Genomic DNA, 25,111 nt, shown 5'->3' with positions numbered 1-25,111 from the left:
GCAGGATACCTTTTTTATTTTATACTTCTTTAACTACATGAATTCTTCTCTTTACTATTCCTTTTATAGATACAGTAATTACTGCTACCAATTGTGTAAGCAATATAATAACTAATAATGAAATAATATTTTTCTCTAAACTAACTCCCCCAAATATTATTGTATAATAGCCATTCGCTGCATATGTTGCGGGAAATAATCCACCGATTGTTTGATATGCTTTTGAAAGCATCTCATGTGGTACAATTACACCCGAACTTACAAGTTGTAACGATAACGAGATAATATTGAAAATCATACCTGCATTTCCGAAAACAGTTATGAACATTTGTGTTAATGAAAGAAATGCAAAGAAGACTATCGCTTGAAACACCCATATACTCCATACTGCTTCGTGTATTTCAATTTGAAATCCTTTCATCAAACCAATTGTAATACATGCAAGTAAAATTGATACTGTACCGTTAATGATTTGTCTTGATACGAAATTACTCCAACCGTTCTTTACTTCCTTTGCAACTTTTGATAGCTCCATACTCATGATCATCGCTCCTACAAATGAAGCTAATACCATCATTAGTGGTACCATGTTAGCCGAGAATCCTTTTGTATCATTTACTTTATGAACTGTAAAACCAATTGAATCTTCAGTTAAACTTTTTATCACTTCTACATTCTCAGGCCCTGCAGCTTGTAATTTCCCAACAATCACTTGTTTCTTATAACTTGTTATCTCTTTATTTACATTGTCTCTAATTTGCTTTGCGGCTCCTTCCATCATTTGCTTTGCCATCATGGCATTCGCTTGATTAATGTGGAAGTTTAAATTTGATTTTCCTGTTTCATTTATATCCTTTGAAAAAGAAGCAGGAATTTCAATAATCATATCGTACATATGGTCATTCATTTCTTTATTTGCTTTTTCCACAGACTGTTCTGTTTTCACCTGAAATGGTAAATTTCTCTTTAAGCCTTCTGCTATTTTACTACCTATATTTCCATCTTCATTCACAATAGCGATACGCATTTGATCTACTCTTTCATTCACTCCATCATATGCCGTTAACCAAACACAAAAGAAAATAAGTTGGAACGATAGCGCAACTACCATTCCTATATACGTACCTGGTATTTTTAAAAACTGTTTTAATGTATCCATCTTCCCGCTCTCCTATTCAGCAAGCAAGTACTTACTTGCATTTCATTTTAAATAAATACTAGGGTCTTAAAGCCCTAGCATATAAAACTATATTATTCTCAATAAATTTCTCATCATCGATTTCCATAAGTCGGTTTTCAAAACGCAATTTAGATAAGAAGTAACCAAAATTAATCCATATAAAATTCATTACTTGCGCTTCAATATTTGTATGAATAATCTTTCCCTGTTCCTGCATTTTAGAAAAATATATGATTAATTCTTCTTTTAACCCTTTTGGAATTTTGGAGATTTCCTCATCTAATTCAGGAAATTCTCTCGCCTCACGTATACCGATAGAAATAATATCTTTTATGCTATCTAAAAATTTATGATAATGCCTTGCTAAGTTCTTTAAATCCGTTTCTAATTCCCATACAATTTCTGTTTGTAAAAAATGTTTTAAATGCGGTACATATGAAAATTCCGCAACCGCCGCTTCAATAACACCCTTCTTACTTTTAAAATTGCGGAATATCGTTACTTCATTAACACCAGCACGCATTGCAATTTCTTTCGTTGTCGCTGCCGTATATCCCTTTTCTTTCACCAATCCAATTGCTGCTTGAATAATTTTTTCTGCTGTCTTTGAGCGCGCCATAAAAACCTCTCTCCCCAATGCAAGTGATCACTTACATTTAGATTATATACCTTTTCTAATTATTGTCAATAATCCTCTCCCCCTTCTTTTTGCATTGAACTAAAACTCATCATAAATATAACGATAAATATCAAATATGTTCTCCACGTCAAAGAAGGTATATGCCCTGACCAAAGATAGCTAATTAAATAGTTAATTCCCATAATACAAGACGATACTACTAAACTAATACTTATTAGTTTTACATATTTGAGCATATCTTTTCTCCTTATTTTTCTATCTCTTCAAATTGCAGATTTACCGGCTCTTCTAGTAGTGTTTCATAAAAGTTTTCAGCCAAATCTGTTGAAGGAATTTTTTCATCCACTTCATCAAATCGAATACTATCTAGCCACACGCAACCTTCTCCTGATAATAAAACACCAAATGCAATACCAAGTGCTTCTTCTTTTATATCTAATACAACCGAATACGATTGCCAGTTATTCGTATTTTTAATTGGGCGATTTTGCATGTTATCCATAGCGAGTGGTTCTGTATCTTTTCCGTCTACTCTCATCCACAATCCCGCCCAATCTCTTACGTTCTCACTCTTAACAAATGCTGTTAAACGTAATCTTTTACCTACATATTTATCCGCTCGGAACATTTGCATTAATGTTGTAAATCCTCCATGTGTAACATTCTCTTTTGCCTTTATGTATGCAGATACTTTTCCTTGATGGGCAACTTCATAGTCTAAACCCATCTCATATTCAGCAGGATGAATTCCACTTAAGATCCATCCTTTCGGTATACCTTTTTGCATTGAAACACCCTCTCTTTCTATATAAAATGACTGGAAGTACTTTCGATATTTCTTCGGTGGCAATTGAAACATTCTTTTAAAAGCTCTCGTAAATGCCTCTTGTGAGGAAAAGCCGTATTGTACTGCAATATCAATAACAGCCCTCTCCGTTGACACTAAGGCTTGCGCAGCATGAGTTAACCTTCTCTTTCGAATATAATCCGTTACACTCATCCCAACATATCTTTGAAAGATGCGATGAAAATGGTACATCGATACTGCACTGTGAGACGCCACTCTTTCCGTTGTAAGCTCCTCATGTAAATGCTCCTCTATATATTCAATTGCTTTTTTTATCATCTCTTTATATTCTTCATGCATTTTAGTACCTCCTCACAACCTTAATTTACCATATACATACAAATCATTTTTGATTTAAATTGCGGATTAAACTTTGTGGCTACAAGTTAATAATTTATTTTCAACACATACATAATTACATGATTTTGGGAAAAACTTGTATAGAACGAATTTACATAAGGAGGAATTTATAATGAGAATTTTACTATCAGTTTTATTAGCTCTTATGCTAGTACCTGTATTAACAGGATGTAAAGCTCCTGCAAAAGAAGATACAACTTCTAATAAGAAAACTACTGAAGAAGCAAAAAATGAAGCTCCTGCTGATTTAAAACTTAACTTCAATGAATTTAGTTTAGATGCAGACTATCAAGATGCGAAGAAAGACTACGAGGCTGATTATAAGAATGTAGCAGCTGATAAGAAAATGGAAGCAAAACTTGAAGACCATAAATCAAATGCAAAGTTTACAGGTGACGAGGCTATTACAAAATTAAGCCCACTTCTACAAGAATTAAAATTTGATAAAGATACTCCTGACCAAGAAGTAATCGATCAAGTAGTAAATGTGTTCAAACTTGATAAAGACTATCAAAAATTTGATTTAGAAGTTGTCTTCTCTGATGGAACGAAAAAAGAATATAAAAGAGAAATAAAATAAAGAAGTAGGCGGTTGCCTACTTCTTTATTTTATTTTTTAGCATATCGTAAGCTCGGTTGAGATCCTACGTAGTATTCTAATCCAGATACAGATGATTTTTGTAAATAAGAATCTGTTGGGAATACAAGTGGGATTAAAGGATATTCTGTAAACATAATATCTTCTGCTTGATGTAATAAGTCAAAGCGTTTATTTTCGTCTTGTTCTAATTTTGCTTGATTAATTAAATTATCGAAGTCTTTATTAAACCATTTTGCATAGTTATTTGGTCCATCACCTGCATAAATTTCTAATTGTGCAGCTGGATCTAATGTAGATCCTCCCCATCCCATATATGCAATTTGGAAGTCACTTTGTTTATACATATCAATATAACTTTTCCACTCTTTACCTTCTATTTTTACATCTACACCAAGATTTTTCTTAAACATCTCTTGAAGTGTTTCAGCTATTTTCTTCTTATCTGAATATTTCACTGTCACTTCTGGAAGAGTAGTCCATCCTTCTTCTAATAACGTCTTAGCTACTGTAGGGTCATATTTAAAATAATCACCTTTCTCTTTACGGAAGTCGCGGCCACCTTCTGTTTTTGCTCCTTCTGGTACAAAACCATATGCTTCTTTTGCATTATTCTTTAATATTTTCTCTACGATAAACTTACGATCTACAGCTATTGCAAAAGCTTTACGAATTTTTGCGTTTGTAAACGGTGGCTTCTCTGAATTAAACGAGTAAATATGAGTTGAGTAGTCTTGCATTTTTTTAAACTCTTTATTATTTTGTTCTTTTTCAACTAAATCTGTTGGTATGTGAGATAGTAAATCTAATTCTCCAGATTTATATAATTGATACGCTGTTTTACCTTCAGGGATAATACGGAATTCAATTTCTTTTGATGCTACTTTTTTATCATGAAACTCTTTATTTTTTTCTAAAATAATCGCTTGATTATGCTTCCATTCTTTCAATGTGAAAGGACCATTTGTAATTAATTCTTTTGGATCTACTTTTAGTTTACCTTTTTCATCAATAGATTTTTTATTAAGTGGAATATATAACGACTGGGATAATGTTCGTTTAATAGATGTTACCGGATGTTCAAATTGTAGCTTTAAAGTTACATCATCTACCGCTTGAATTCCTACTGCATCTTCTGCACCTTTCCCTGTATTAAATGCTTCTCCACCTTTAATGAAATATAGTTCTGTTGCATTCATAGAACCCGTTTTAGGATTTAATATTCTCTTCCAAGCAAATTCAAAATCTTTTGCTGTTAACGGGGAGCCATCAGACCATTTTAATCCTTTTTTCAAATAGAATGTATACTCTTTTCCATCCGCTCCAGCTTCCTCTTTCTCTACTAAATCCTTTTCAAACTTCCCGTCAGTTGTCTGTCTGTACAAAGTTGCAAATAAGTGCTCAATTACATAATTAGAGTTATTATCCGTTGAAATTGCTGAATCTAGCGTATAAGGATCACTACCAAGATTCGTTACAAAGCGGTCTCCTTTACTAGCACTTGCTTTTGAAGTATCTTTCTTGCCACAAGCGACAGAAGTAATTGCTAATACGGTCATAATGACAAATAATAAAAACTTCTTCATCTTACATTCCCCTTTAACCTAAAATTTTTGGTGTTGATGCTAATAATGTTTTTGTATAAGAATGTTGAGGATTACGGAACACTTCATCCGTATTTCCAAATTCAACAAGTTCTCCTTTATATAAGACAGCCACTTTTTCACATAAGTAGTGAACCATCGGTAAATCATGTGCGATAAATAAATATGTATAGCCTTGTTCCTTTTGAATCTTTTGCAACAAGTGCACAATTTGGATTTGAAGTGAAACATCTAATGCAGAAATTGGTTCATCCAGGATTAATACTTCTGGCTCACATAATAACGCCCTTGCAATAGCGATCCGTTGACGTTGTCCTCCGCTAAATTCGTGTGGGTATCGATCAATATATCGCCTATCTAATCCAACACGTTCTAGCGCATCACCTGCCACCTTATCTTTCAATTCTTTATCACCTAAACCGAATGAAATATATCCTTCTGTTACGCTATCGCGTACTTTCCAGCGCGGATTTAATGCAGCTGTTGAATCTTGAAAAATGAATTGTACTTTCTGCAAGAAATCTCGCTTATGAGCTGACTTCAACTTGTGAACAACTTGACCGTTATAATCAATTTGACCAGACGTTGGGCTCTCGATCCCAGCTATGAGCTTACCAAGTGTTGTCTTTCCTGAACCACTTTCTCCAATAATTCCGAGCGTCGTTCCTTTCGGGATAGAAAGTGATATATCTTTTAGCGCTATGATTTCTTTCTTTTTACTTCCATACGTTTTCGTTACTTGCTTTACAGTAATTAAATCTGTCGTCATGAAGCATTCACCTTCTCTTTTGATTTTGCTTCGTTATGCTCAAGAACATGCTGCCAGCAATGTGAGCTATGCTCCCCAGAATATGTTGTTCTCTCTGGAAAACGATGAATACATTCTTTGATTGCCACCGGGCAACGATTGACAAAAGGACAGCCAAAGCTATTTAGCGTTTCAATTGATGGTGTTGTTCCCTCAATAGCCCTAAGTACCTTTTCGGAATCATCCATATTCGGAATCGCTTGCAATAAACTTTTCGTATATGGGTGCTTAGGTGAACCTATCACTTCTTGTATCGTCCCTTTTTCAACAACACGTCCCCCGTACATCACAACTACTCGATCTGCTACTTCACGTACAAGTGCCAAATCGTGTGTAATTAATAAAATACTCGTATTTTGTTTTTCTTTTCGCTCTTTTAATAACCCCATAATTTGCTTTTGAATCGTTACATCTAATGCAGTTGTAGGCTCATCTGCAATAACGAGCTTTGGATGACAAGCAAACGCAATCGCTAAACAAATACGTTGTCTCATACCTCCGCTTAATTGATGTGGGTACTGTTCAAAACGTTTCTCTGCTTCATGTATCCCTAAATCCGTTAATAAATTAATCGCAATTTCTTTTGCTTCTCTTTTCGACTTTTTCTCATGTTGCAAAATCACCTCTGTAATTTGCCTTCCTACTTTCATCGTCGGATTTAAAGAGGACAGAGGGTCTTGAAAGATAAACGAAATGTCTTTCCCTCGAATTTGATTCCATTCTGATTCTTGTAAATTCGTTAATCCTTGAGATTGGAAAGAGATGCTTCCGTCATCGATGTGAATAGATTCTTGATTTAATCCGACAATAGATTGTGCTGTAACACTTTTTCCTGAACCACTTTCTCCTACAAGTGCAACGATTTCACCTTCGTTAATAGAAAAGGAAACATGCTTCACAATTGCTTGCTTACTATTCTCTTTTTCAACGGCCAATGTTACGTTTTCTAAAGATAAGAGCTGTCCCATGTCTTTTCTCCTTTCGATTCCGTTTGAAGATTTTTGGATCAATTGCATCTTGCAAACCATCACCAATTGCATTAAATGCGAACATGATGAGCGCAATCATCAGCGATGGGAAGAAAAGTTGCCACCATTCCCCACTTAATAGTGTCCCGAGCGCATCATTCGTCATCGTCCCCCAGCTCGCTGCTGGTGATTGTACCCCGAGTCCGATAAAACTTAAAAATGATTCTGAGAAAATAGCTGCGGGAATTGTGAATGATAAATTTACGATAATAATGCCTGTTAAGTTCGGAATGATATGTCCGTATATAATCTTCATATGCGATGTACCTAATCGCTCTGCTGCAATAACAAATTCTCTTTGCTTTAAAGATAAGACTTGCGCCCTAACGAGACGTGCCATACCAATCCACCCTGTTAATGCAAGGGCAATAATAATTGTAAAAAGTCCTGGTTTCATAATGATTAGTAGTAAAATAACAATTAATAAATATGGAATACCGTATAATACTTCAATCCCTCGTACAATCCACTCATCAATTAACGTTCCAAGGCGATTACGCCCTCTCACATATCCACTAAATCCCCCAATCAGTACACCAAGTCCTATATCAAGAACAGCCGCTATTAATCCAACTACTAATGAAATTTTCCCACCAGCCCAAGTACGTGCCCAAATATCCCGACCTAAATCATCTGTTCCGAACCAATGCTCACTACTAGGAGGTAAATTTGTCGCCTCTTTTACTTGTTCACTCGCGGTAAAAGGGGTTAAACTTTCACCGATAAGAGAGAAAATAATAATGAGTAATAATGTCACCGCCCCTAAAACTGCGATCGGATTTGATACAAACTTACGAAACACTTCTTTTTTTCGGCTAATCGTTTGCTGCTCTTTATTTATCGTTAATTCTTTTTTCTCTTCATTCGTTAATAGCTGTTTATTGATTTCATAAGCTCCCATTTAAATGCCCCCCTCCTTACGTAATAGAACGAATACGCGGATCAACAATACGGTGAATAATATCTGTAATGAAAATACAAGAAATTAATAATGCACTATAGAAAATTGTTGTTCCCATAATTACTGGATAATCTCGGTTAAAAATACTATCTACAAAATATTTTCCGAGACCGGGAATCGCAAAGATCTTTTCAATAATGAAAGTTCCTGTTAAAAGCCCAGCCATTAACGGTCCAACAAACGTTAGTACTGGAACAATTGCATTTCGAAGGGCATGCCTTATAATAATCTTCTTAATTGGTATACCTTTCGCTCCCGCTAGCTTAATATAATCACTCTGCAAAACTTCAATCATATTAGAGCGAACAAATCTTGTAATAACCGCGATTGGCCCTAATGCTAATGCGAATGACGGTAATACCGTATGTTCAAATGTGCCCCAAGACGCTACTGGTAAAAGTTCAAATTGTATAGCAAATACTTGTATAAATAATGGTGCTAAAATAAAACTTGGAATAGATATGCCAAGAATCGCAAGTAAACTCACACTATAATCAATTACTCTCCCGTGATAGAGAGCAGCAAATGTACCTGCTGCAATTCCGACTAACAATGAAATAACAAGTGCTTGTAAGCCGATGATCGCTGATGGACCAAATCCTGTCGTTATAATTTCTGATACACCTTGCCCCGTCGATTGAACAGATTCACCAAAATCAAAATGAACTACGCCGTCTAAATAAGCAACATATTGATTCCATAGCGGTTCATCAAGGTGATACTTTGCCCTCATGTTCTGCACAACTTCCGCCGGAAAGATCTTTGCATCCGATGAAAATGGATCCCCCGGAATAATGTGCATAATCAAAAATGTTACTGTTGTAATAATCCATAGTGTAAACACCATAACTGATAGTTTTTTAACAACATACACTCCTATAACCCCCTAAACTCATAAATTTACTTTGTTTTATTAACGTATCTTTCCCATTACTCCCTTTCCTCTTCTTAAAACACCAAAAGCCTTGATCTTAACAAATAAGATCAAGGCTTAATAAACGAAGGCCCATCACTTATCTTTCAAGACTTGCTTGCTGGAATTAGCACGGTGTTCCTGTTACAGAACCCGCTGCTGAGGTGTCATAGGGCCAGTCCCTCTACCTCTCTGGATAAGTAAATTGCTATATTATTATTTGGTTCAAATTGTATATTTTGAATTATAATTCTGAAAAAATGAAAAGTCAATCAAATTGGGTATATTTAGAAAAATCAGTTTTCTGTTATATTAGTTATTGAAATTACAATCTTTCACTTATAATAAAAAGAAATTGTATTAAAGGAGTTATAAAATGGATCCCTTACTTCTTGCTACTATAGGATTACCATTAACAATCGTTATACTTGTCATCATCGGCTTCTATAAACTCTTTATTAAAAAGAAACGTATCACTTCTTTTTATACTCCATTCGATAATATTACCGGACAAACAATCTCTGCATTTCACGAAGAACAGAAGGTATTAGTATCCGATGGTTAAGACGGAGATGGTAAGAAGAAAAAATAACCTTGCGCGTACGCAAAGTTATTTTTTCGTTTCTGCTTGAAAACGTTTATAGTATGTTGATGCTGTTGCAAAGTTAATTTCTATATCACGAATCAATGATGAATCTTCTTCTTTAGCTAACTTCTGTAATTTTTTCATTGCTTGTTCCGATTCATTCAAGAAACCAGCGTATACCTCATGTTCTTGCTCTTTCGACTTTGGAACACGAATTTCTTTACGTATATTATCAATATCCTCTAACATGCTAGTCGTTACCTTTTGCACATCCTCTTTATATGTAGCATTCGTTATTTCCTTACCGCCCTTTTCTTTTGCCACTTCAAATAACTGTAGTGCTTTATTAATTTCTTTATTCATTTTCATATCGTATTTTTCATGTACTGCACGGTATTCTTTCATCTCTTCTGTTTGCTCAGTAGATTGCTCTACCTTTTCTTTCGGTTCTTTCGTATCTTTATTTCCATTACATCCTGCTAGAAGGATCATACTTCCCATTACAGCAATACCCAAAACCTTCTTCATCTCTTCTTCTCCTTTTATCTACAGCTACTACTCATTATAGTTTCTTTTATCTCCACTTGTTATTATACCGAGAACATCCTACTTTTTACACTTAAGACGCTACCTTAATATACATGCCTACATTTTTGTCACAGTATCGTCACTTTATGCAAATAACTTTTGCATCACCTTACAAAGCTGTATGAGTTATTTCAAAGAAATGAAAAAAGAGGTGATTCAAAAATATTTGAATCACCTCTTTTTTATAATTTAAGCTTCTAAATTTTGTCTTTGTTGCAGTTCAAACTGCTTCTCACTTCTTCTGGCCATAAATAGATAACATAACACAGCACCAATTTCACAAAGAGCTATCACAACCCCCATCGGTAATGCGGTATTGCTTCCGCCAATACCTACTAATGGTGCAACAAGTGCTCCTGAAATAAACTGTAATAAACCTAATAAAGCCGATGCCGTTCCTGCAGCTTGTTTCTGATTTCTCATCGCTAATGAGAACCCAGTTGTTGATACAACCCCGACACTTGATACAACAAGGAATAACGAGCATAAAACACCAATTAAACCTATTCCTAGTAAGATTGTCAGTAGTAAAGATAAACCACCAACGGCTGCAATAATAATACCGGAAACGAATAACGTTTTCTCATTCACTTTCCCTGCTAAACGGCCCGTAACCTGACTAGCAATAATAATACCGATACCGTTAATCGCAAAGAATAAGCTAAATTGCTGTGGTGATGCTCCGTATATGTTCTGCAACACAAATGGTGAGCCTGAAATGTAAGCAAACATCGCCGCCGTTACTAGCCCTTGTGATAATGCATATCCCATAAACAAACGATCTTTTAACAGTTTTCCATACGTCGCCAATGTCCCTGACAAACCACCTGTTTCTCTTTCTTCAGGAAGTAATGTTTCACGTAATACGAAAGTAGCTGATATTAACATGAATACACTAATTGCTCCGAGAACGATGAAGACACCGCGCCATGTTGTGAACTGTAGTAATTGTCCCCCAATAATCGGTGCCAAAATGGGTGCTGCTCCGTTTACTAACATGAGCAGTGAGAAAAACTTCGTCATTTCAGAACCTGAATACATGTCACGTACCATTGCACGTGATATAACAATCCCAGCCGATCCTGAAGCCCCTTGTAAGAAGCGCAATAACACTAAACTCCAAATAGATGGTGCAATAGCACAAAGTAAAGAAGAAGCAACATAAATAATAAGAGCGATAATAAGAGGTTTGCGCCTTCCGTAAATGTCACTAATTGAACCAACAAATAATTGTCCTACTGAAAGCCCAAGCAAACAAGCTGTCAATGTAAGCTGTGCAAGAGATGCGCCTGTTTGTAAATCATCTGTTAATTTTGGTAAAGAAGGCAAATACATATCAATAGATAATGGCCCAATCGCCGTAAGTGTCCCTAATACAAGAATCATCCATAACCTATTTGTCTTTACAGGTTTATATATTTCGTGATTAACTCCATTCACTTTTTCCGTTCACCCTTTCCGATAAATACTAAATCGTAACAATTATAGTTACAACATAAACATACGTCAAGTATAGTGCATTTTCCTGTTTCATACCGTAAAAAAAAGCGATAGAATTTCTATCGCTTTACTTTTTCAAATTGCTATTTGTAAATTTAGATACGGAAGACATCGCCTCTCCTGTATCTAAATATGTTATTTGAATTGGATCTCCCACTTCTGTAAACATAGCATATGGGAATTTCTTCACCGGTATCATAAATACTTTTTGTTCATTCTCTAACAGTACATACACAATTGTATTTTCACCTGATTTTTCTTTATATACACGTTGTACAACGCCTTCTTTTTGTGCTTCTTTACCGTTTGAAGTCGGTCTAAATGAATCTCCACTTCCGCTCAGCGCATTTTTATAATTCTCAAGCGCTTCTTTTTGCGTCGAACCTGTTGCAAATATTTTCGCATTAGAAGCATAGATAACTGTATGAGCACGTACTAATCCCCCGTCATCAATAACAGGTACAATCCAAGAAGGTTTACCATACACGTTATAAATAACCGGCATCGTTCCATGCCATTTCTCTCTCTTAAAGGAATTATCCACTACTTCCGAAGCAGCTGAACCATCCATAATCCCCTTCACTTCTTTTCCGTTATAGTAATACAACTTACCTGTACGCGCATCGATAAGCGAGTAACCTAACGCAGAATCTACTCCCTCTTTCGGAGAGGTGAAATCAGTAAAGTAATATAACGTTCCATCCTTACCGAAAATTGGTGTAACTCCTTCTTTCGTTCCCCACTCAGTCGGAATCTTCATATCCGTTTGCGAGAATTTCGTATTCCAAAATCCGTGAATATATTTACCGAAGTACGTATTTAATGTAGATGCGGTCTCGTGATTTAATACACCATCAACAAATTTAGGCACTTTTCCTTTATCATATCTTTTCACTTCACCTGTTTGTGCATCTACTACTACAACGCCCTCTACCTCAAATCCAGATCTTCCTGAAATAAATTCACCGTACGTCATTGTATAATACGGTTTCCCTTTATCATCAACTTCGAATTTAGGTTTGCCTTTAAAAATCAAATCCGGTTCTGCTTTTCGAACGACACGTTCTAATTTATTACCAAAAAACATGCTCGGCACATATTTCATTTTATAACCAAGATGCAGTTTCGCTTCCGCATCAGGATTCGTACCTGACATCGTTACGTACCCTGGAATTGTCTCAGCTTTACGTGCTTTAAAAAAGCCTGAAACTTCAATCGGTGCTACATATAAAGCCTCACCATTTACCATTTGTGGCGTTAATTCCCCGAGCTCAAAATAGGCTACTTTCGGAATATCCCCAAATACTTTTTTCATTTTATTCTCCGCTGTCTTTGGCGGCACTGTAAACGGTTGATCATTTTCAGTAAACGGCTCTGAAATATCTTTCTCGATCTTCACAACAGAATCATATTTTTTTTGCGTGATTACTATATCGTGTAAATAACCAAAATAGCCGTAACTTGCGAGTAAAACAAACATTAGAAGTCCCTTTAACGTACCTTCTAATTTCCCTATTTGTTTTTGTGAAAATAAAACAAGCCCAATTAAAACTGCTACTGCAACGGCATAATGGGTAAGAATCGAATCTGCTCGATCATCGATTAGCCAAAGATATTCGTAGATTGCAATACCTATCCAAAATAATACAGGAATAACTAAAATGGATGATTTCTTGCCCTTTACAACCTTCTCATCCCCTTTCTTATCCACTGCTCGAAGTTTACTACCGCTTCTTGTCCATGGAATCAAAAACAAAGTGAGAATAGCTAAAATTAAAAATTTCATCAAAGGCAATGTCCCCTTTTCTTTTATTTTCCCTTTTAGTATAACAAATAAAGGGTATTCAGGTAAAAATGGGGATGATTATATTTTTTTACTACTTAATACAATCCCACTCACTACATATAAGATGGATGCAATATAAAAAATGGTGCCAATCGTAAAGAAATCTACTAAATATCCCGTTGCAATAATTGCCACTGCTCCTCCAATCGATGTCCACACATGATATTTTCCAATCTCATAACCAGCATTTTCTTGCACAACCTTTCGTGCTAACGACGTCTTCTCGGTATTACGCTGCACAGCACCTAAAACTCCCATTACAATTTGAAGAATATAAACATGCCAGACCTCCGTGGCAATCGGGAAACAAAGCATTAATATTGCCATGGACCAAGCATATATGATTAATAATTTTTGATCACCTACTCGATCAGACATCTTTCCTACTAATGGATATACAAGTGCTGAAGTTAAAGCAAATAAGCCATACGCCCAGCCAAACTGCGAGAAGCTATTCCCAACATTCCGAAGCAATAGAATGTAAAAAGGAAATACCATACTTCCTGCCATCATAATTATGCTTTGTGACGCCACAAATCTTCTATATGTCATTTCGTATACTCCCTATAAAATAAATTCACAAATCTCTCTTTTGGATCCGCTTCTTTTTTCTTCTGAAGAAATTCTTCTATACGAGGATAAGCCCTCTTTAACTGCTCCTTCGTTGGATACGAATGGTACGGTAAATAATAACTACCATTATGTTTTAAAGTAACATCAATCATTTTCTGAATGACATCTTCTGTTTTCTTTATTTCATCCTCTGAGCGTCCTTGGTTAATTAAAAGAACTAGCGCAAACATATCATCTTTCGCATAGGATAAAACTGCATTTTCATTCTTTTCCACATAACGAATCGTAATATTGAGCAAATTAAACTCTTCTTCATTTAATACGTTACGTAAATCATCTATGTATTCCGTGAAGAAATCTATAGGCACAAAGTATTCTTGTAACACTTCTGTTCTATTCGGATTTTCATATTCCATAAAGGCACTATCTGACCTCATAACATTATTTCGCGTCTCATACGCTCCATCTGTACGCTCAAAATAACTTCTTTGTATATCCCAAAATGTATTCTTTCCCCAATCGCTATAACGGGATAATCCGAGTAAAAATTTCGGTGCAGCTATAATAGTTTCCTCTTTTAATTCACTGTGCTCTTCCCTCATATTTTGATTTTTCGCCAATGTATAATCTGTCACATACATCTCTTTTAAAAATGAATTGGGGGCAACAGAAATACGGGCTAAGTGCATACGAACATTTTCATCTCTTTTCACTTTATCTTTGAAATAAGATGTGTATTCTTTATAATCTATCATTCTCGTATGCATTTCATATAATTCATCATCAGTTAACTTTAATGTCACATCTAAAATGACACCAAATAACCCGTAACCACCTATGACATATGGGAATAGCTCTGCATTTTCTTCTCTACTTACATTACGTACCGTACCATCTGCCATTAACAATCTGAATGACTCTACTGTATCGATCAATGCTTCATGACGAATATCACGCCCATGTACATTCACACTTAATGAACCACCAACAGTAAAAATGTTTTGAGATTGCATTACTTGAACCGCAAGACCATATGGATTGATTTTCTTTTGAATGTCATTCCATGTGACACCGCTTTGCACCCTAATCCTCTTCTCCTCCGGATCAAATTCTAATATTTTATTATACCCCTTCATATCAAGCATCGTGCCGTTCGGATAATACGTCTGTCCTCCTTGACTATGTTGCATACCTGCAATGGAAATTTTCTCTCCAGAAGTATTTGCATCTTTCACTACCTGTTTTAATGAACGTTCATCCTCAGCATTTTCAACACGTTTAATTTTCGTTGGAAGCAACTTTCCTACATCGCTCATAATAGGGTGCTTTAGTTGCTCTTTATATGTATTTACAGATGTTGCAAGCAACACTGTATAAGCCACAATGACCACCGCTATCTTTCTTTTTTTCAAATGACACTCTCCTCTTCTACAGTTTTCCCTCTTCATATTGTACCTATTTTCCTATGAAGAAAGTATACAAAAAAGAGGGCACCTTATTTTAGGTCCCCCCCTCATCAAAACTGTTACTTTGCTGCCGGCAATTGTATTGGGTCAAACTTTTCGTACGACGTATATTTTGCGTTCGTAATAATGTGTGCTTTATCCTTGCCGCTACTACTCATAATCATGTCTATCTTTGCTGATTCATATTTAAAATCTTTTGTAATGATATATTCTGCATCCACTTCTTCTATCTTCGCATTTTGTGCTTGTAACATTTTCTTCTGTGTTTCATCCATGCTAGTTAACATACTTTCTGTTTCTTGCCCTTTTAATGTAAATTTCAGTTTATATTTATCTCCGCTTTTCTCCATCTTCATTTTATCTAAAACTACTGCTGGTACTTCTAACTTATCTATAATATCTTGAGTCGCTTTCATTCCACCAGCGTTTAATTGCTCCTCTGGTACGGTTATAACTTCTCCTGTATTAGGGTTTTTTACCTCGCCAGCAACTTTACCATCCACAGTATACACTACAACATCTGTACCGGAAATATTCATTTCAGAACGAGAATTTTTTGTCTTTGGCTCCAATTGCATCTTAGCCTTTAATATATCCATCTCTGTTCCCTCAGCTTTTACCCCTACACCATATGTCATCGTTACATGCTCTTCATTTTTAAAAGCTTCGTTCGTTTTCTTGAAAACATCCTTCGCTGCTAATTCCTTTTCTTTTTGAACTGATTCTTTTTTCGGTTCATCCGTCTTTGCTGTTTTCTCATTACTACACCCTACCCCTAGACTGATTGCAAGTACTAAACTTGAAACAAAAATAATTTTTTTCATAATGTCGCCCCCTTTCCCAAAATAATATCACCTCCTTTCCTATGAAATCTATATAATTTTTAATCTATATTCGCTATATAGCGACATGTTTAATGAAGGTTTTAAATATGATGTAAATAACAACAACTCATTTCAGGAGGTCATTATGAAGGCGATCATTTGCACACAGTATGGACCACCTAACGTTCTTCAGCTTCAAAATATAGAGAAACCTACACCTAAAAAGAACGAAGTATTAATTAAAATACACGCAACAAGTGTATCGACTGGAGATTGTAGAATACGCGGTTTTAATAGTCCCCTCTTATTTTGGATTCCTATGCGGATCATATTAGGTTTCAGAAAACCGAGAAAACCTGTACTCGGCGTAGAGTTATCCGGTGAAATCAAAGAAATAGGAACAGATGTAACTCAATTTAAAAAAGGTGATCCGATTTTTGCATTAACAGAACTAAACCTCGGTGGTTACGCCGAGTACACATGCGTACATGAAAGTGGATTAATAACATTAAAACCTACCAATGTGACGTATGAAGAAGCCGCAGTTATTCCTTTTGGTGGAACTTCAGCATTGCATTTCCTGAGAAAGGGCCGTATAAAAAAAGGGCAACAAGTGCTCATATATGGTGCCTCCGGATCAGTAGGAACAGCTGCTGTACAACTTGCTAAATATTTCGGTACGACCGTTACGGCTGTTTGTAGTAATTCAAATTTTGAACTCGTGCAATCTTTAGGAGCCGATAAAGTAATTGATTATACAAAAGAAGATTTTACTAAGCTGGGTGAACGCTACGATATTATATTTGATGCAGTTGGAAAACATAAAAAATCCCTTTGTGAAAAGGCATTAACACCTAATGGGAAATATGTATCTGTGAATGGAATGATGGCAAAAGTAAGTAAAGAAGATATGATTCTACTAAAAAAACTAACTGAAGCAGAACATTTAAAGCCTGTTATTGATAGAACTTACCGATTAGAAGAAATTGCTGAAGCTCATATATATGTAGAAAAAGGGCATAAAAAAGGTAATGTTTCGATTACCTTAAAATAAAATATATTCAGAAAATAACATTGACAATTCTTTTTGTAAGATTTACTATTAGTACCATATTAAAAAACTACATACACATACTCTTATCAAGAGTGGCGGAGGGACTGGCCCGATGATGCCCGGCAACCGAGCTTATGACGTATAAGCTAAGGTGCTAATTCCTGCAAAACGAGTTTTCGTTTTGGAAGATAAGAGAGGAACCTATTTCGTCTATTCGGCACCTCTCTTATTTTTGAGAGGTGCTTTTTATTTTGGAACGTATATGAAGGGGGAACTATAGATGAAAAAAGTATTATTGAGCATTGTAAGTGGAGCGGTATTATTGTTAGGTGCATGTGGTGCTAATTCTGATAAAGAGGTAAAAGCATTAGATGAGAAAAAGATTACTGTCGGTGTAACGGGTGGACCGCATGAACAAATTTTTGAAAAGGTAAAAGAAGTGGCAGCGAAAGACGGTCTCGAAATTGATGTAAAAGTATTTAATGATTATGTAGCACCAAACGTATCCCTAGATGAAAAAAGTCTTGATGTAAATAGCTATCAAACGAAATCTTATTTAGACGTATTTAAAGCTGAACGTAATATGAAATTAACGGAAGTATTCTCAACAGTAACATTCCCTATGGGCGTATATTCTAAAAACATAAAAGATGTAAAAGATTTAAAAGAGGGCGACGCAATCGCTGTACCAAATGACCCAACGAATGAACTTCGAGCTTTAAAGCTATTTGAAAAAGCAGGTGTTTTAAAAGTGGATCCGAAGGCTACAGAAAAAGCGACTGCAAAAGATGTAATTGAAAACCCGAAAAATTTAAAGATTGTTGAATTAGAGGCATCTCAATTACCAACACAGCTAGGTGAAGTGAAAGCAGCTGCAATTAATACAAACTTTGCATTAGGTGCAAAATTAAGCCCTGCGAAAGATTCTATTTTCCGTGAAGGAAAAGATTCACCATATGTAAACTGGGTCGTTGTTCGTACTGAAAATAAAGATGATGCTGTTGTAAATAAATTAAAGAAAGCATATCAATCTAAAGAAGTAAAAGAATTTATCGAGAAAAAATTTGATGGTTCAGTTTTACCATCTTGGTAGGAGCTGACGATAATGATTGAATTAAAAAATGTATCCAAAGTATTTACAACAAAAAAAGGGAACGTAGAAGCTCTTAAACCTACTTCCCTTCAAGTAAAAAAGGGCGAAGTATTTGGAATCATTGGATATAGTGGCGCTGGTAAAAGTACATTAATTCGATGTGTAAATTTATTAGAAAAACCAACGACAGGAACTATCATTGTAAACGGCCAAAACTTAACAACTTTATCAGCAAAAGAACTAGCAAAATCGAGACAAAAAATCGGAATGATTTTTCAAGGATTCAACTTACTTAAAACTGTGACAGTTTATGAAAATATCGCATTACCTTTACGTCTATCTGGTCTTCCCAAAAATGAAATTGAAAAAAGGGTAGAAAAGTATTTACGTATTGTCGATCTTTTTAATCGAAAAGATGCATATCCGAGCGAACTTTCTGGCGGCCAGAAGCAGCGTGTTGCCATTGCACGTGCACTATCACATGAACCGGAAGTGTTATTAAGCGACGAAGCAACGAGCGCTTTAGACCCAGAAACAACGGATTCTATTCTCGACCTATTACTAAAGATTAATGAAGAAATCGGGATTACAATTTTATTAATTACACATGAAATGAATGTCATCCAGCGTATATGTGACCGAGTTGCTGTTATGGAACATGGAGCAGTAGTCGAAAGCGGGACTGTGAAGGATATCTTCACAAACCCACAACATGTAACAACGAAAAAATTTGTAAACAGTGCATTTGCAGCTAAAATTCCAGGAGAGGTACAAAAAGAACTACAAACTACCGGTGAAATTGTAACTCTCTCCTTTATAGGGAATGCTTCAGGAGAGCCAGCATTAGCTGTTGCTACAAAACGTTTCCAAGTGTATCCGAATATTTTATCCGGTAATATTACACAGTTAAAACATGAAGCATATGGGAAACTAGTCATTCATATGCAGGGTGAAAAAAATGAAATAGACCGCGCTTTATCCTTTTTACAAGAGCAAGGGATCATCGTAGAAGGAGGTAGAACAGACTATGGGAAACAAATCCTTTTTGGATGAATGGGGTAAAGTCATATGGGAAGCAACCATTCAAACATTTCAAATGACATCTATTTCACTATTCATCTCTATCCTTATTGCATTACCACTTGGCGTTACACTTGTTTTAACGAGACCTGGTGGACAGCACGAAAATAAAATCATTTATCCAATCCTTAATACAATTATTAATATCATTCGCTCTCTTCCATTTATCATTCTATTATTCTTCATTTTACCTTTTACAAAGTTTCTAATGGGAACATCCATTGGCGTGCAAGGAGTTATCGTACCACTTGTCGTATTCACAGCTCCTTATATTGCACGATTAATGGAGACAGCTTTATTAGAAGTAGATCGTGGTGTTATTGAAGCTTACCAAGCGATGGGCATTTCTACTATAAAAATCATTTGGCACGTTATGGTGAAAGAAGCTCGTCCCTCCCTTGTACTTGGATTAACAATTGCAACAATTGGTTTAATCGGTGCAACAGCAATGGCTGGACTTGTAGGTGCTGGCGGTCTTGGTGATTTAGCATATCGATTCGGACATTTACGCTACGAACCTGAAGTAATGTATGCAACTGTCTTTATTTTAATTATCCTCGTTCAAGGGCTACAATCTTTAGGGAATGGTGTTGCACGAAGATTGAAGAAAGATTAAAAAAGAAGGTATCTCACCAGGGTGAGATACCTTCTTTTTATCTTTTAAATCCACCTTCAGAATGAATAACTTGTCCCGTAATCCATTCTGCTTCTTCACTTACTAAAAATGTAATGAGTCTTGCCGCATCCTTTGGCTCACCAATTCTACCAAAAGGAAACATCGGCTTTAATCCTTGCTTTATCTCTTCAGTCATCCATCCTGTACTAGTTGGACCTGGGTTAATTGCATTCACTGTTATTCCTAAATGAGCTACTTCAGCTGACAACGTACTAGTAAGAGCATCAATAGCTCCCTTCGTTGTTGCATATGCTAGTTCTCCTGCCATAGGTCCTTTAAATTGTCCCGATGTCATATTCACAATTCTACCACCAGATTTCTTATCAAACCCTTGGGCAAATTGACTACTTAACAACGTAGTCGCACGAACATTTACCATGTAGTGCTTATCTAATTCTTCAGCAGTCAAATTAGAGAAATCATTATTCTTAGAATACGCTGCATTATTAATTAATATATGAGGGTACCCTAGTTGTTCAGTAACTTTATGTATAAGCTCTTTCGGTGCATCATTCTTACTTAAATCTAACTCCATACTCGATACTTTAATACCACTTTTTAGGGTGTGTCTAAAAACTATTTCTATGATAGGATTACCTCAAATCATTTAGAGAGGGGTATTTTCTATGACGCCACGCCGCTACGAACTTACAAATGAACAATGGGAACAAATCAAAGACTTTTTCCCACCGTATTTTACTGGTCGTCCGCCTAAAAGGAGTAATCGTGAAATGTTCAATGCTATTTTATGGATAGCTAGGAGCGGCGCTCCCTGGCGTGATTTGCCGGACCATTACGGATTATGGAAAACCGTGTATGCTCGCTTCTGCAAATGGCGTGATGAAGGTGTCTTACTGACTATTTTTCAAGAATTAAATGCTGAACCGGATCTTGAAAACCTCAGCATAGATTCAACCAGTATCAAAGCGCATCAACATAGTGCTGGTGCAAAAAAAAGGCTGTAAATCATGAGTGTCATCAGCATATTGGCATGAGTCGCGGTGGAAAAACTACCAAAATCCATGCAATTGTTGATGGTTTAGGCAACCCCATTTTATTTCATTTGACTGGCGGAAATATTTTTGATAGCACTCCTGTTTGCGAGCTTTTGGATGAAATACCGATTAAGGGCAGCAATATTCTTGGTGACAAGGCCTATGGTTCTCATACGATTCGTAACTATATTACCGATCATGAAGCAACCTATACCATTCCACCCAGGTCAAATGCGAAAGCTCCTTGGAATGTGGATTGGTATTTATATAAAGAACGCCATTTAGTGGAGTGTTTTTTCAATAAAATCAAGCATTTCCGTAGAATCGCAACACGTTATGATAAGCTGGCATCTTCTTTTTTAGCCTTTGTGTATATCGCTGCCATTTTTCGATTAACACAATGAACAACAGTTTTTAGACACACCCTAGTAACTCTTCTTTTAATTGTTTTTGTTCACTTTGATCAATGCCCCAAGGCATCTCTTTATCGTAAGCTGTCCAATACGTAAAAAATATATCGTAGCCTGCTTCAGCTAATTCTTTACAAATCGCTGCGCCTATACCATCTAGACGACTTACACCTGTAACAACTGCTATTTTATTTTTTAATTGATTCATCATATACTCCTCCAATTTAAAGGACGCATATTTTATATAAGAGATATGAATTTCCCTACGCATTAACCTTACAAAAGGGATGTACAAGCCAAATATGCATTCCTTGAATGATTTACAGATAGCTAAATAAACCCCCACTTATGAGAGAAAAATTTATCTATCTAAATTTCGAATCATCACAAGTTCATCCACATATCGAGTCTTTATCCCCTCTCCATATATCTCCAAATTTTATTTTAGCATTAAAGATTTAATATTTCAAAAATAAAATAACCACTCCTATTTATAAAGTATCATGTACTCTAAACCATAGTTAATAACTAATTTAAGTTTAAGTGTATACATTTACCATTACCTGTTCGTTGTATAAGTGTAGGGAGGAAAAATGATGGGAAAAGAAAATATATTGACCTCCTATCTTATCAATTTAGGAGAGGAAGTGTTCAAACTACTATTAGCGAAAGGAGCTATAAAGGAAGATGCAGTAGACATCATCCAAAATACTTTCTATAAAGTATACACATTGCTAGATGACTTAACCGAGAGTAACATTCGTCCGTGGTTTTTTAGAGTCGCATTAAATGAATACATTGATTTAAAACGAAGAAAAGAACAGCAAAATATCTACTTAACTGAAGAAATTTATTCAAAACTTCAATATACAGACCGAGAATTGGATACAGTTTTAAATAAAGATGATATTTTCTATTTATTAAAAGATATAAAACTAGAATACAAAGAAGCCTTCTTTTTAAAATATTACTACGATTTTACATACGAAGAAATCGCTCTAATACTAGATATTCAAGTAAACAGCGTCAAACAAAAGTTACAGCGTGCACGTAAAGCAATTCACTCAAAAATAGGAGGAACACCTTAATGGATACTTCTTTAAAAGATGCATTAAAAAAGGCTAAAAGAAAACAGTTACTTAAAATCATCATTACCTCTATTATCGTTGTCATGTTGCTTATCCCTATCATTTATAAAGTTGGCAATTACTTTGCAGCGAAAAGCTCTACAAAGCTTGACGAACGACTCTTTTTACATAATGCAATTGCAGAGCCCAATGTCCATATTGATTCTCAAGTTACGAGTAATTCCTCTATGTTTGGTGGCAATATCGTATCTAATCGTTCTAAAAACATTAACGGTTACTTAGTGCGATGGAATACACTGACAAGCTCTTACGACTGGTTTCGTTCTAACATCGATTACAACGAGTTAATACCAGGTTCTTATTGGTCTAGTTCTAGTACCGAGTCTTACAATTATGATAAACAAACGAAAAATAAAGTTGCTACATTTTATAATCCAGCCATCAAGAAATATCATGATGGCGTCAAAAATGAATTAAGTGCAGTTTCAACAATGGATAACTATGTAGCAGAAGTTGCTATCTCTTTCGATAAAGCTTATACATTAAAAGAAATTCAAAGGAAACTACCAGATAACTTAAATATCGTATGGCTATATATGGTCTCACCTATTAAAGATGAAAGCAGAGGTCCTTCCGGTATGCCAGTTTACGGATTTAATCCAGAAAAATCCCCTGAAGAAGCATACAAAAGGTTCTTTGATTCACTTAAACAATTCGATGACGATGGATATGACGAAGATATCCAAAAGTTTTTAAAATCAAACAAGGACAAACCATTCGATCAAGTGAAAATTTTAGGTGTTATGCTAACTGGGAGAACGGAAAACTTTAAGGCGTTAGAAAACCAAGACTTTATTCGCGGTGCTTCTGTAGGGGTGACTGCACAAGTTGTTCCTTATATAAAGCCAGAGAAATAATACGGAATGCCCATATGAACTTAAAGAGCATACATGAACCTGTTTACTACGGGAGCTATCCGCTACAATAGATAGCTCCTATCCCTGATTTATTGCTTAATTTTCAAAAATAAACTTCACAATATTGTATGTGCAATTTTATAAATAAAAAATCATAAATTTGTTCACATTATATCCATTGTGAATTTTTTCACAATGGATATATAATAAACGTGTAAATACAATATTGGAGGGATTTCAATGGTTATCAATTTTTTAAGAACTGATAAACGTGCTACTTTCATATTATTACTTTTACGGCTTTATATAGGATATACATGGCTCGCTGCTGGGATAGGCAAAGTCTTCGGACAATCTTTTGACGCAAGTGGTTTTCTAAAGGGTGCTATTGCTCAAGCATCAGGTGACCACCCTGCAGTACAAAGTTGGTGGGCAGATTTCCTTCAACATTTTGTCCTTCCAAACGCAGACCTATTTAGCTTTTTAGTTCAATGGGGAGAAATTTTAGTAGGTCTAGGTTTGATTTTAGGTGGATTAACAAAAACAGCTGCATTTTTCGGAATCATAATGAATCTTTCATTTTTATTAAGCGGAACTGTTAGTGTAAACCCAAACCTGCTTATTTTAACTATGTTCATTTTAGTTGCAGGGCAGAACGCTGGACGTATTGGATTAGATGGCTATGTTTTCCCTAAACTGTTCCGTAAAAACAACCACGGAACATATAAATTAAGTAAAACTGCATAGTAATAGTTCATAAAAGAGCCTTAATACAGGCTCTTTTTATTTGTATAAAACTTAAATCTTTAACAAACCACGAAAACCTCTGGCAGCATAATAAGAGTCTGCTCCATTGTGATACACGAAAACATGTCCGAAGCGATAATCGCAAAATAGAGCACCACCGAGTTCTCGAATATCTGAAGGTGTTCGTACCCAACTTGATGATTTCATGTCAAAATCCCCAAGTTGTTGCAATTCCCGATATTGTTCTTCCGTTAATAGTTCAATGCCCATAGCATTTGCAACATCAATAACGTTATTTTCTGGTTTATGCTTTTTTCTTGATTCTAACGCTTCAAGATCATAACAAAGACTTCTGCGGCCTTTAGGACTCTCCTTTGAACAATCATAGAAAGTATACTCGTCCTTCTCTTCATTATAACTAACAACATCCGGCTCACCGCCAGTTACTTCCATTTCATGAATTGACCACAATTTTTCAGTATTAGTAGCCAGCTTCGCTTCAATCTTAGCCCATTCAAGACCTTCATGGCGGTTCATGTTTTTCTCAAAACGAGCTTGTAATACTTTTAGTAGTTCTTCACGTTGTTCTACAGATAACTCATTTTTATTCTCTGTCATATTAGTCCTCCGAATTACGTTTCCTTATAATCATTTACATTTTTTCAATACTGGTTTGCATGTAGTTTACAATAAATTATATAATTTGTTGTATCTCTTTTTCAACAATCT

At 35.6% G+C, this 25,111-nt stretch carries 26 protein-coding genes, 2 pseudogenes and 2 riboswitches; of the genes and pseudogenes, 10 read left to right on the top strand and 18 right to left on the bottom strand.

The window, feature by feature from the left end:
- Nucleotides 1-19 precede the first annotated feature (19 nt).
- From QCI41_RS19050 to QCI41_RS19035, 4 genes are all read right to left on the bottom strand, one after another.
- The gene (locus tag QCI41_RS19050) at nt 20-1,159 is read right to left on the bottom strand and encodes a YhgE/Pip domain-containing protein (protein ID WP_353836922.1); all 1,140 of its coding nucleotides are present in this window, start codon (nt 1,157-1,159) and stop codon (nt 20-22) included.
- A 58-nt stretch (nt 1,160-1,217) separates the two neighbouring features.
- Nucleotides 1,218-1,799 carry a TetR/AcrR family transcriptional regulator gene (locus tag QCI41_RS19045; protein WP_353836923.1) on the bottom strand — a complete coding sequence of 194 codons (582 nt, stop codon included), beginning with the start codon at nt 1,797-1,799 and terminating at the stop codon, nt 1,218-1,220.
- 65 nt (nt 1,800-1,864) lie between these two features.
- Nucleotides 1,865-2,056, bottom strand: coding sequence for a hypothetical protein (locus QCI41_RS19040; protein WP_000922555.1), 192 nt, complete (start codon nt 2,054-2,056; stop codon nt 1,865-1,867).
- 11 nt (nt 2,057-2,067) lie between these two features.
- A complete protein-coding gene (locus QCI41_RS19035; RefSeq protein ID WP_353836924.1) occupies nt 2,068-2,967 on the bottom strand; it encodes a helix-turn-helix domain-containing protein in 900 nt (299 codons plus the stop codon).
- Nucleotides 2,968-3,139: 172 nt separating this feature from the next.
- Here QCI41_RS19035 and QCI41_RS19030 point away from each other — a divergent pair, with 172 nt between their 5' ends.
- The gene (locus tag QCI41_RS19030) at nt 3,140-3,607 is read left to right on the top strand and encodes a YusW family protein (protein WP_064449257.1); all 468 of its coding nucleotides are present in this window, start codon (nt 3,140-3,142) and stop codon (nt 3,605-3,607) included.
- A 29-nt stretch (nt 3,608-3,636) separates the two neighbouring features.
- On the opposite strand, the gene QCI41_RS19025 is transcribed toward QCI41_RS19030, so the two are convergent.
- From QCI41_RS19025 to QCI41_RS19005, 5 genes are read right to left on the bottom strand one after another with little or no spacing between them, the layout of a single operon-like run.
- Nucleotides 3,637-5,211 carry a peptide ABC transporter substrate-binding protein gene (locus QCI41_RS19025; RefSeq protein WP_353836925.1) on the bottom strand — a complete coding sequence of 525 codons (1,575 nt, stop codon included), beginning with the start codon at nt 5,209-5,211 and terminating at the stop codon, nt 3,637-3,639.
- Between the two features lie 13 nt (nt 5,212-5,224).
- A complete protein-coding gene (locus tag QCI41_RS19020; RefSeq protein WP_353836926.1) occupies nt 5,225-5,998 on the bottom strand; it encodes an ABC transporter ATP-binding protein in 774 nt (257 codons plus the stop codon).
- Nucleotides 5,995-7,005 carry an ABC transporter ATP-binding protein gene (locus QCI41_RS19015; RefSeq protein WP_075312854.1) on the bottom strand — a complete coding sequence of 337 codons (1,011 nt, stop codon included), beginning with the start codon at nt 7,003-7,005 and terminating at the stop codon, nt 5,995-5,997. Before QCI41_RS19015 ends, QCI41_RS19020 begins: the two co-directional genes overlap by 4 nt.
- Nucleotides 6,962-7,966: an ABC transporter permease gene (locus QCI41_RS19010; RefSeq protein ID WP_353836927.1), complete on the bottom strand. Its 1,005-nt coding sequence runs from the start codon at nt 7,964-7,966 to the stop codon at nt 6,962-6,964. Before QCI41_RS19010 ends, QCI41_RS19015 begins: the two co-directional genes overlap by 44 nt.
- A gap of 16 nt (nt 7,967-7,982) precedes the next feature.
- On the bottom strand, nt 7,983-8,900 hold the full coding sequence (locus QCI41_RS19005; RefSeq protein ID WP_353836928.1) for an ABC transporter permease: 918 nt from the start codon (nt 8,898-8,900) through the stop codon (nt 7,983-7,985).
- Between the two features lie 136 nt (nt 8,901-9,036).
- Nucleotides 9,037-9,142, bottom strand: a riboswitch (SAM riboswitch).
- A gap of 173 nt (nt 9,143-9,315) precedes the next feature.
- On the opposite strand from QCI41_RS19005, the gene QCI41_RS19000 reads away from it, so the two are divergent.
- Complete coding sequence (locus QCI41_RS19000) at nt 9,316-9,504, top strand: DUF3951 domain-containing protein (protein ID WP_353836929.1); 189 nt, start codon at nt 9,316-9,318, stop codon at nt 9,502-9,504.
- 45 nt (nt 9,505-9,549) lie between these two features.
- Here the strand turns inward: QCI41_RS19000 and QCI41_RS18995 are convergent, their stop codons facing one another.
- The 6 genes from QCI41_RS18995 to QCI41_RS18970 form a co-directional block, all read right to left on the bottom strand.
- Nucleotides 9,550-10,053, bottom strand: coding sequence for a hypothetical protein (locus tag QCI41_RS18995; RefSeq protein WP_000756533.1), 504 nt, complete (start codon nt 10,051-10,053; stop codon nt 9,550-9,552).
- A gap of 249 nt (nt 10,054-10,302) precedes the next feature.
- On the bottom strand, nt 10,303-11,553 hold the full coding sequence (locus QCI41_RS18990) for a multidrug effflux MFS transporter (RefSeq protein ID WP_353836930.1): 1,251 nt from the start codon (nt 11,551-11,553) through the stop codon (nt 10,303-10,305).
- 127 nt (nt 11,554-11,680) lie between these two features.
- Nucleotides 11,681-13,399 carry a DUF3981 domain-containing protein gene (locus QCI41_RS18985; RefSeq protein ID WP_353838817.1) on the bottom strand — a complete coding sequence of 573 codons (1,719 nt, stop codon included), beginning with the start codon at nt 13,397-13,399 and terminating at the stop codon, nt 11,681-11,683.
- A gap of 78 nt (nt 13,400-13,477) precedes the next feature.
- Nucleotides 13,478-14,011 carry an MFS transporter gene (locus QCI41_RS18980; RefSeq protein WP_000222364.1) on the bottom strand — a complete coding sequence of 178 codons (534 nt, stop codon included), beginning with the start codon at nt 14,009-14,011 and terminating at the stop codon, nt 13,478-13,480.
- Entirely contained in the window at nt 14,008-15,444 is a 1,437-nt protein-coding gene (locus QCI41_RS18975) for an FAD-binding protein (protein WP_353836931.1), read from the bottom strand. The genes QCI41_RS18980 and QCI41_RS18975 overlap by 4 nt, the downstream gene beginning before the upstream one ends.
- A gap of 113 nt (nt 15,445-15,557) precedes the next feature.
- Complete coding sequence (locus tag QCI41_RS18970; RefSeq protein WP_353836932.1) at nt 15,558-16,322, bottom strand: hypothetical protein; 765 nt, start codon at nt 16,320-16,322, stop codon at nt 15,558-15,560.
- A gap of 145 nt (nt 16,323-16,467) precedes the next feature.
- Here QCI41_RS18970 and QCI41_RS18965 point away from each other — a divergent pair, with 145 nt between their 5' ends.
- From QCI41_RS18965 to QCI41_RS18950, 4 genes are all read left to right on the top strand, one after another.
- Nucleotides 16,468-17,376: an NAD(P)-dependent alcohol dehydrogenase gene (locus QCI41_RS18965; RefSeq protein ID WP_353836933.1), complete on the top strand. Its 909-nt coding sequence runs from the start codon at nt 16,468-16,470 to the stop codon at nt 17,374-17,376.
- An 80-nt stretch (nt 17,377-17,456) separates the two neighbouring features.
- Nucleotides 17,457-17,571: riboswitch (SAM riboswitch) on the top strand.
- Between the two features lie 85 nt (nt 17,572-17,656).
- Nucleotides 17,657-18,469, top strand: coding sequence for a MetQ/NlpA family ABC transporter substrate-binding protein (locus tag QCI41_RS18960; protein ID WP_046956629.1), 813 nt, complete (start codon nt 17,657-17,659; stop codon nt 18,467-18,469).
- Nucleotides 18,470-18,481: 12 nt separating this feature from the next.
- Nucleotides 18,482-19,522, top strand: coding sequence for a methionine ABC transporter ATP-binding protein (locus tag QCI41_RS18955; protein WP_353836934.1), 1,041 nt, complete (start codon nt 18,482-18,484; stop codon nt 19,520-19,522).
- Complete coding sequence (locus QCI41_RS18950; protein WP_016089651.1) at nt 19,497-20,165, top strand: methionine ABC transporter permease; 669 nt, start codon at nt 19,497-19,499, stop codon at nt 20,163-20,165. The genes QCI41_RS18955 and QCI41_RS18950 overlap by 26 nt, the downstream gene beginning before the upstream one ends.
- Before the next feature lie 37 nt (nt 20,166-20,202).
- Here the strand turns inward: QCI41_RS18950 and QCI41_RS18945 are convergent.
- Nucleotides 20,203-20,787: pseudogene (locus QCI41_RS18945) on the bottom strand (SDR family oxidoreductase); the annotation flags it as partial.
- A gap of 64 nt (nt 20,788-20,851) precedes the next feature.
- Here QCI41_RS18945 and QCI41_RS18940 point away from each other — a divergent pair.
- Nucleotides 20,852-21,624, top strand: a protein-coding gene (locus QCI41_RS18940; protein WP_483299041.1) for an IS5 family transposase whose coding sequence is annotated in 2 segments (ribosomal slippage) — nt 20,852-21,182 and nt 21,182-21,624 — 774 coding nt in all. Because the reading frame shifts where the segments join, the coding sequence is not laid out codon by codon here.
- A 22-nt stretch (nt 21,625-21,646) separates the two neighbouring features.
- Here the strand turns inward: QCI41_RS18940 and QCI41_RS18935 are convergent.
- A pseudogene (locus QCI41_RS18935) lies at nt 21,647-21,841 on the bottom strand (SDR family oxidoreductase); the annotation flags it as partial.
- Between the two features lie 385 nt (nt 21,842-22,226).
- On the opposite strand from QCI41_RS18935, the gene QCI41_RS18930 reads away from it, so the two are divergent.
- The 3 genes from QCI41_RS18930 (at nt 22,227) to QCI41_RS18920 (ending at nt 24,382) form a co-directional block, all read left to right on the top strand.
- Nucleotides 22,227-22,718, top strand: a complete 492-nt coding sequence (locus QCI41_RS18930) for an RNA polymerase sigma factor (RefSeq protein WP_353836935.1) — start codon at nt 22,227-22,229, stop codon at nt 22,716-22,718.
- Nucleotides 22,718-23,635, top strand: a complete 918-nt coding sequence (locus tag QCI41_RS18925; protein WP_353836936.1) for a sigma factor regulator N-terminal domain-containing protein — start codon at nt 22,718-22,720, stop codon at nt 23,633-23,635. The genes QCI41_RS18930 and QCI41_RS18925 overlap by 1 nt, the downstream gene beginning before the upstream one ends.
- Nucleotides 23,636-23,875: 240 nt before the next feature.
- Nucleotides 23,876-24,382: a DoxX family membrane protein gene (locus QCI41_RS18920; RefSeq protein ID WP_000236367.1), complete on the top strand. Its 507-nt coding sequence runs from the start codon at nt 23,876-23,878 to the stop codon at nt 24,380-24,382.
- 51 nt (nt 24,383-24,433) lie between these two features.
- Here the strand turns inward: QCI41_RS18920 and QCI41_RS18915 are convergent, their stop codons facing one another.
- A complete protein-coding gene (locus QCI41_RS18915; protein WP_353836937.1) occupies nt 24,434-25,000 on the bottom strand; it encodes a DUF4256 domain-containing protein in 567 nt (188 codons plus the stop codon).
- Between the last annotated feature and the right edge of the window lie 111 nt (nt 25,001-25,111).

It is taken from the genome of Bacillus cereus group sp. MG4, from assembly GCF_040460055.1.
In the GTDB taxonomy this organism is placed as follows: Bacteria; Bacillota; Bacilli; order Bacillales; family Bacillaceae_G; genus Bacillus_A; species Bacillus_A wiedmannii.
This window is presented reverse-complemented; position numbering and strand designations above follow the sequence as displayed.

Bases quoted from the DNA above. Each gene is read 5' to 3' on its own strand.
- QCI41_RS19050 (WP_353836922.1), bottom strand. From the start codon at position 1,159: ATGGATACATTAAAACAGTTTTTAAAAATACCAGGTACGTATATAGGA.
- QCI41_RS19045 (WP_353836923.1), bottom strand. From the start codon at position 1,799: ATGGCGCGCTCAAAGACAGCAGAAAAAATTATTCAAGCAGCAATTGGA.
- QCI41_RS19040 (WP_000922555.1), bottom strand. From the start codon at position 2,056: ATGCTCAAATATGTAAAACTAATAAGTATTAGTTTAGTAGTATCGTCT.
- QCI41_RS19035 (WP_353836924.1), bottom strand. From the start codon at position 2,967: ATGCATGAAGAATATAAAGAGATGATAAAAAAAGCAATTGAATATATA.
- QCI41_RS19030 (WP_064449257.1), top strand. From the start codon at position 3,140: ATGAGAATTTTACTATCAGTTTTATTAGCTCTTATGCTAGTACCTGTA.
- QCI41_RS19025 (WP_353836925.1), bottom strand. From the start codon at position 5,211: ATGAAGAAGTTTTTATTATTTGTCATTATGACCGTATTAGCAATTACT.
- QCI41_RS19020 (WP_353836926.1), bottom strand. From the start codon at position 5,998: ATGACGACAGATTTAATTACTGTAAAGCAAGTAACGAAAACGTATGGA.
- QCI41_RS19015 (WP_075312854.1), bottom strand. From the start codon at position 7,005: ATGGGACAGCTCTTATCTTTAGAAAACGTAACATTGGCCGTTGAAAAA.
- QCI41_RS19010 (WP_353836927.1), bottom strand. From the start codon at position 7,966: ATGGGAGCTTATGAAATCAATAAACAGCTATTAACGAATGAAGAGAAA.
- QCI41_RS19000 (WP_353836929.1), top strand. From the start codon at position 9,316: ATGGATCCCTTACTTCTTGCTACTATAGGATTACCATTAACAATCGTT.
- QCI41_RS18995 (WP_000756533.1), bottom strand. From the start codon at position 10,053: ATGAAGAAGGTTTTGGGTATTGCTGTAATGGGAAGTATGATCCTTCTA.
- QCI41_RS18985 (WP_353838817.1), bottom strand. From the start codon at position 13,399: ATGAAATTTTTAATTTTAGCTATTCTCACTTTGTTTTTGATTCCATGG.
- QCI41_RS18980 (WP_000222364.1), bottom strand. From the start codon at position 14,011: ATGACATATAGAAGATTTGTGGCGTCACAAAGCATAATTATGATGGCA.
- QCI41_RS18970 (WP_353836932.1), bottom strand. From the start codon at position 16,322: ATGAAAAAAATTATTTTTGTTTCAAGTTTAGTACTTGCAATCAGTCTA.
- QCI41_RS18965 (WP_353836933.1), top strand. From the start codon at position 16,468: ATGAAGGCGATCATTTGCACACAGTATGGACCACCTAACGTTCTTCAG.
- QCI41_RS18960 (WP_046956629.1), top strand. From the start codon at position 17,657: ATGAAAAAAGTATTATTGAGCATTGTAAGTGGAGCGGTATTATTGTTA.
- QCI41_RS18955 (WP_353836934.1), top strand. From the start codon at position 18,482: ATGATTGAATTAAAAAATGTATCCAAAGTATTTACAACAAAAAAAGGG.
- QCI41_RS18950 (WP_016089651.1), top strand. From the start codon at position 19,497: ATGGGAAACAAATCCTTTTTGGATGAATGGGGTAAAGTCATATGGGAA.
- QCI41_RS18930 (WP_353836935.1), top strand. From the start codon at position 22,227: ATGGGAAAAGAAAATATATTGACCTCCTATCTTATCAATTTAGGAGAG.
- QCI41_RS18925 (WP_353836936.1), top strand. From the start codon at position 22,718: ATGGATACTTCTTTAAAAGATGCATTAAAAAAGGCTAAAAGAAAACAG.
- QCI41_RS18920 (WP_000236367.1), top strand. From the start codon at position 23,876: ATGGTTATCAATTTTTTAAGAACTGATAAACGTGCTACTTTCATATTA.
- QCI41_RS18915 (WP_353836937.1), bottom strand. From the start codon at position 25,000: ATGACAGAGAATAAAAATGAGTTATCTGTAGAACAACGTGAAGAACTA.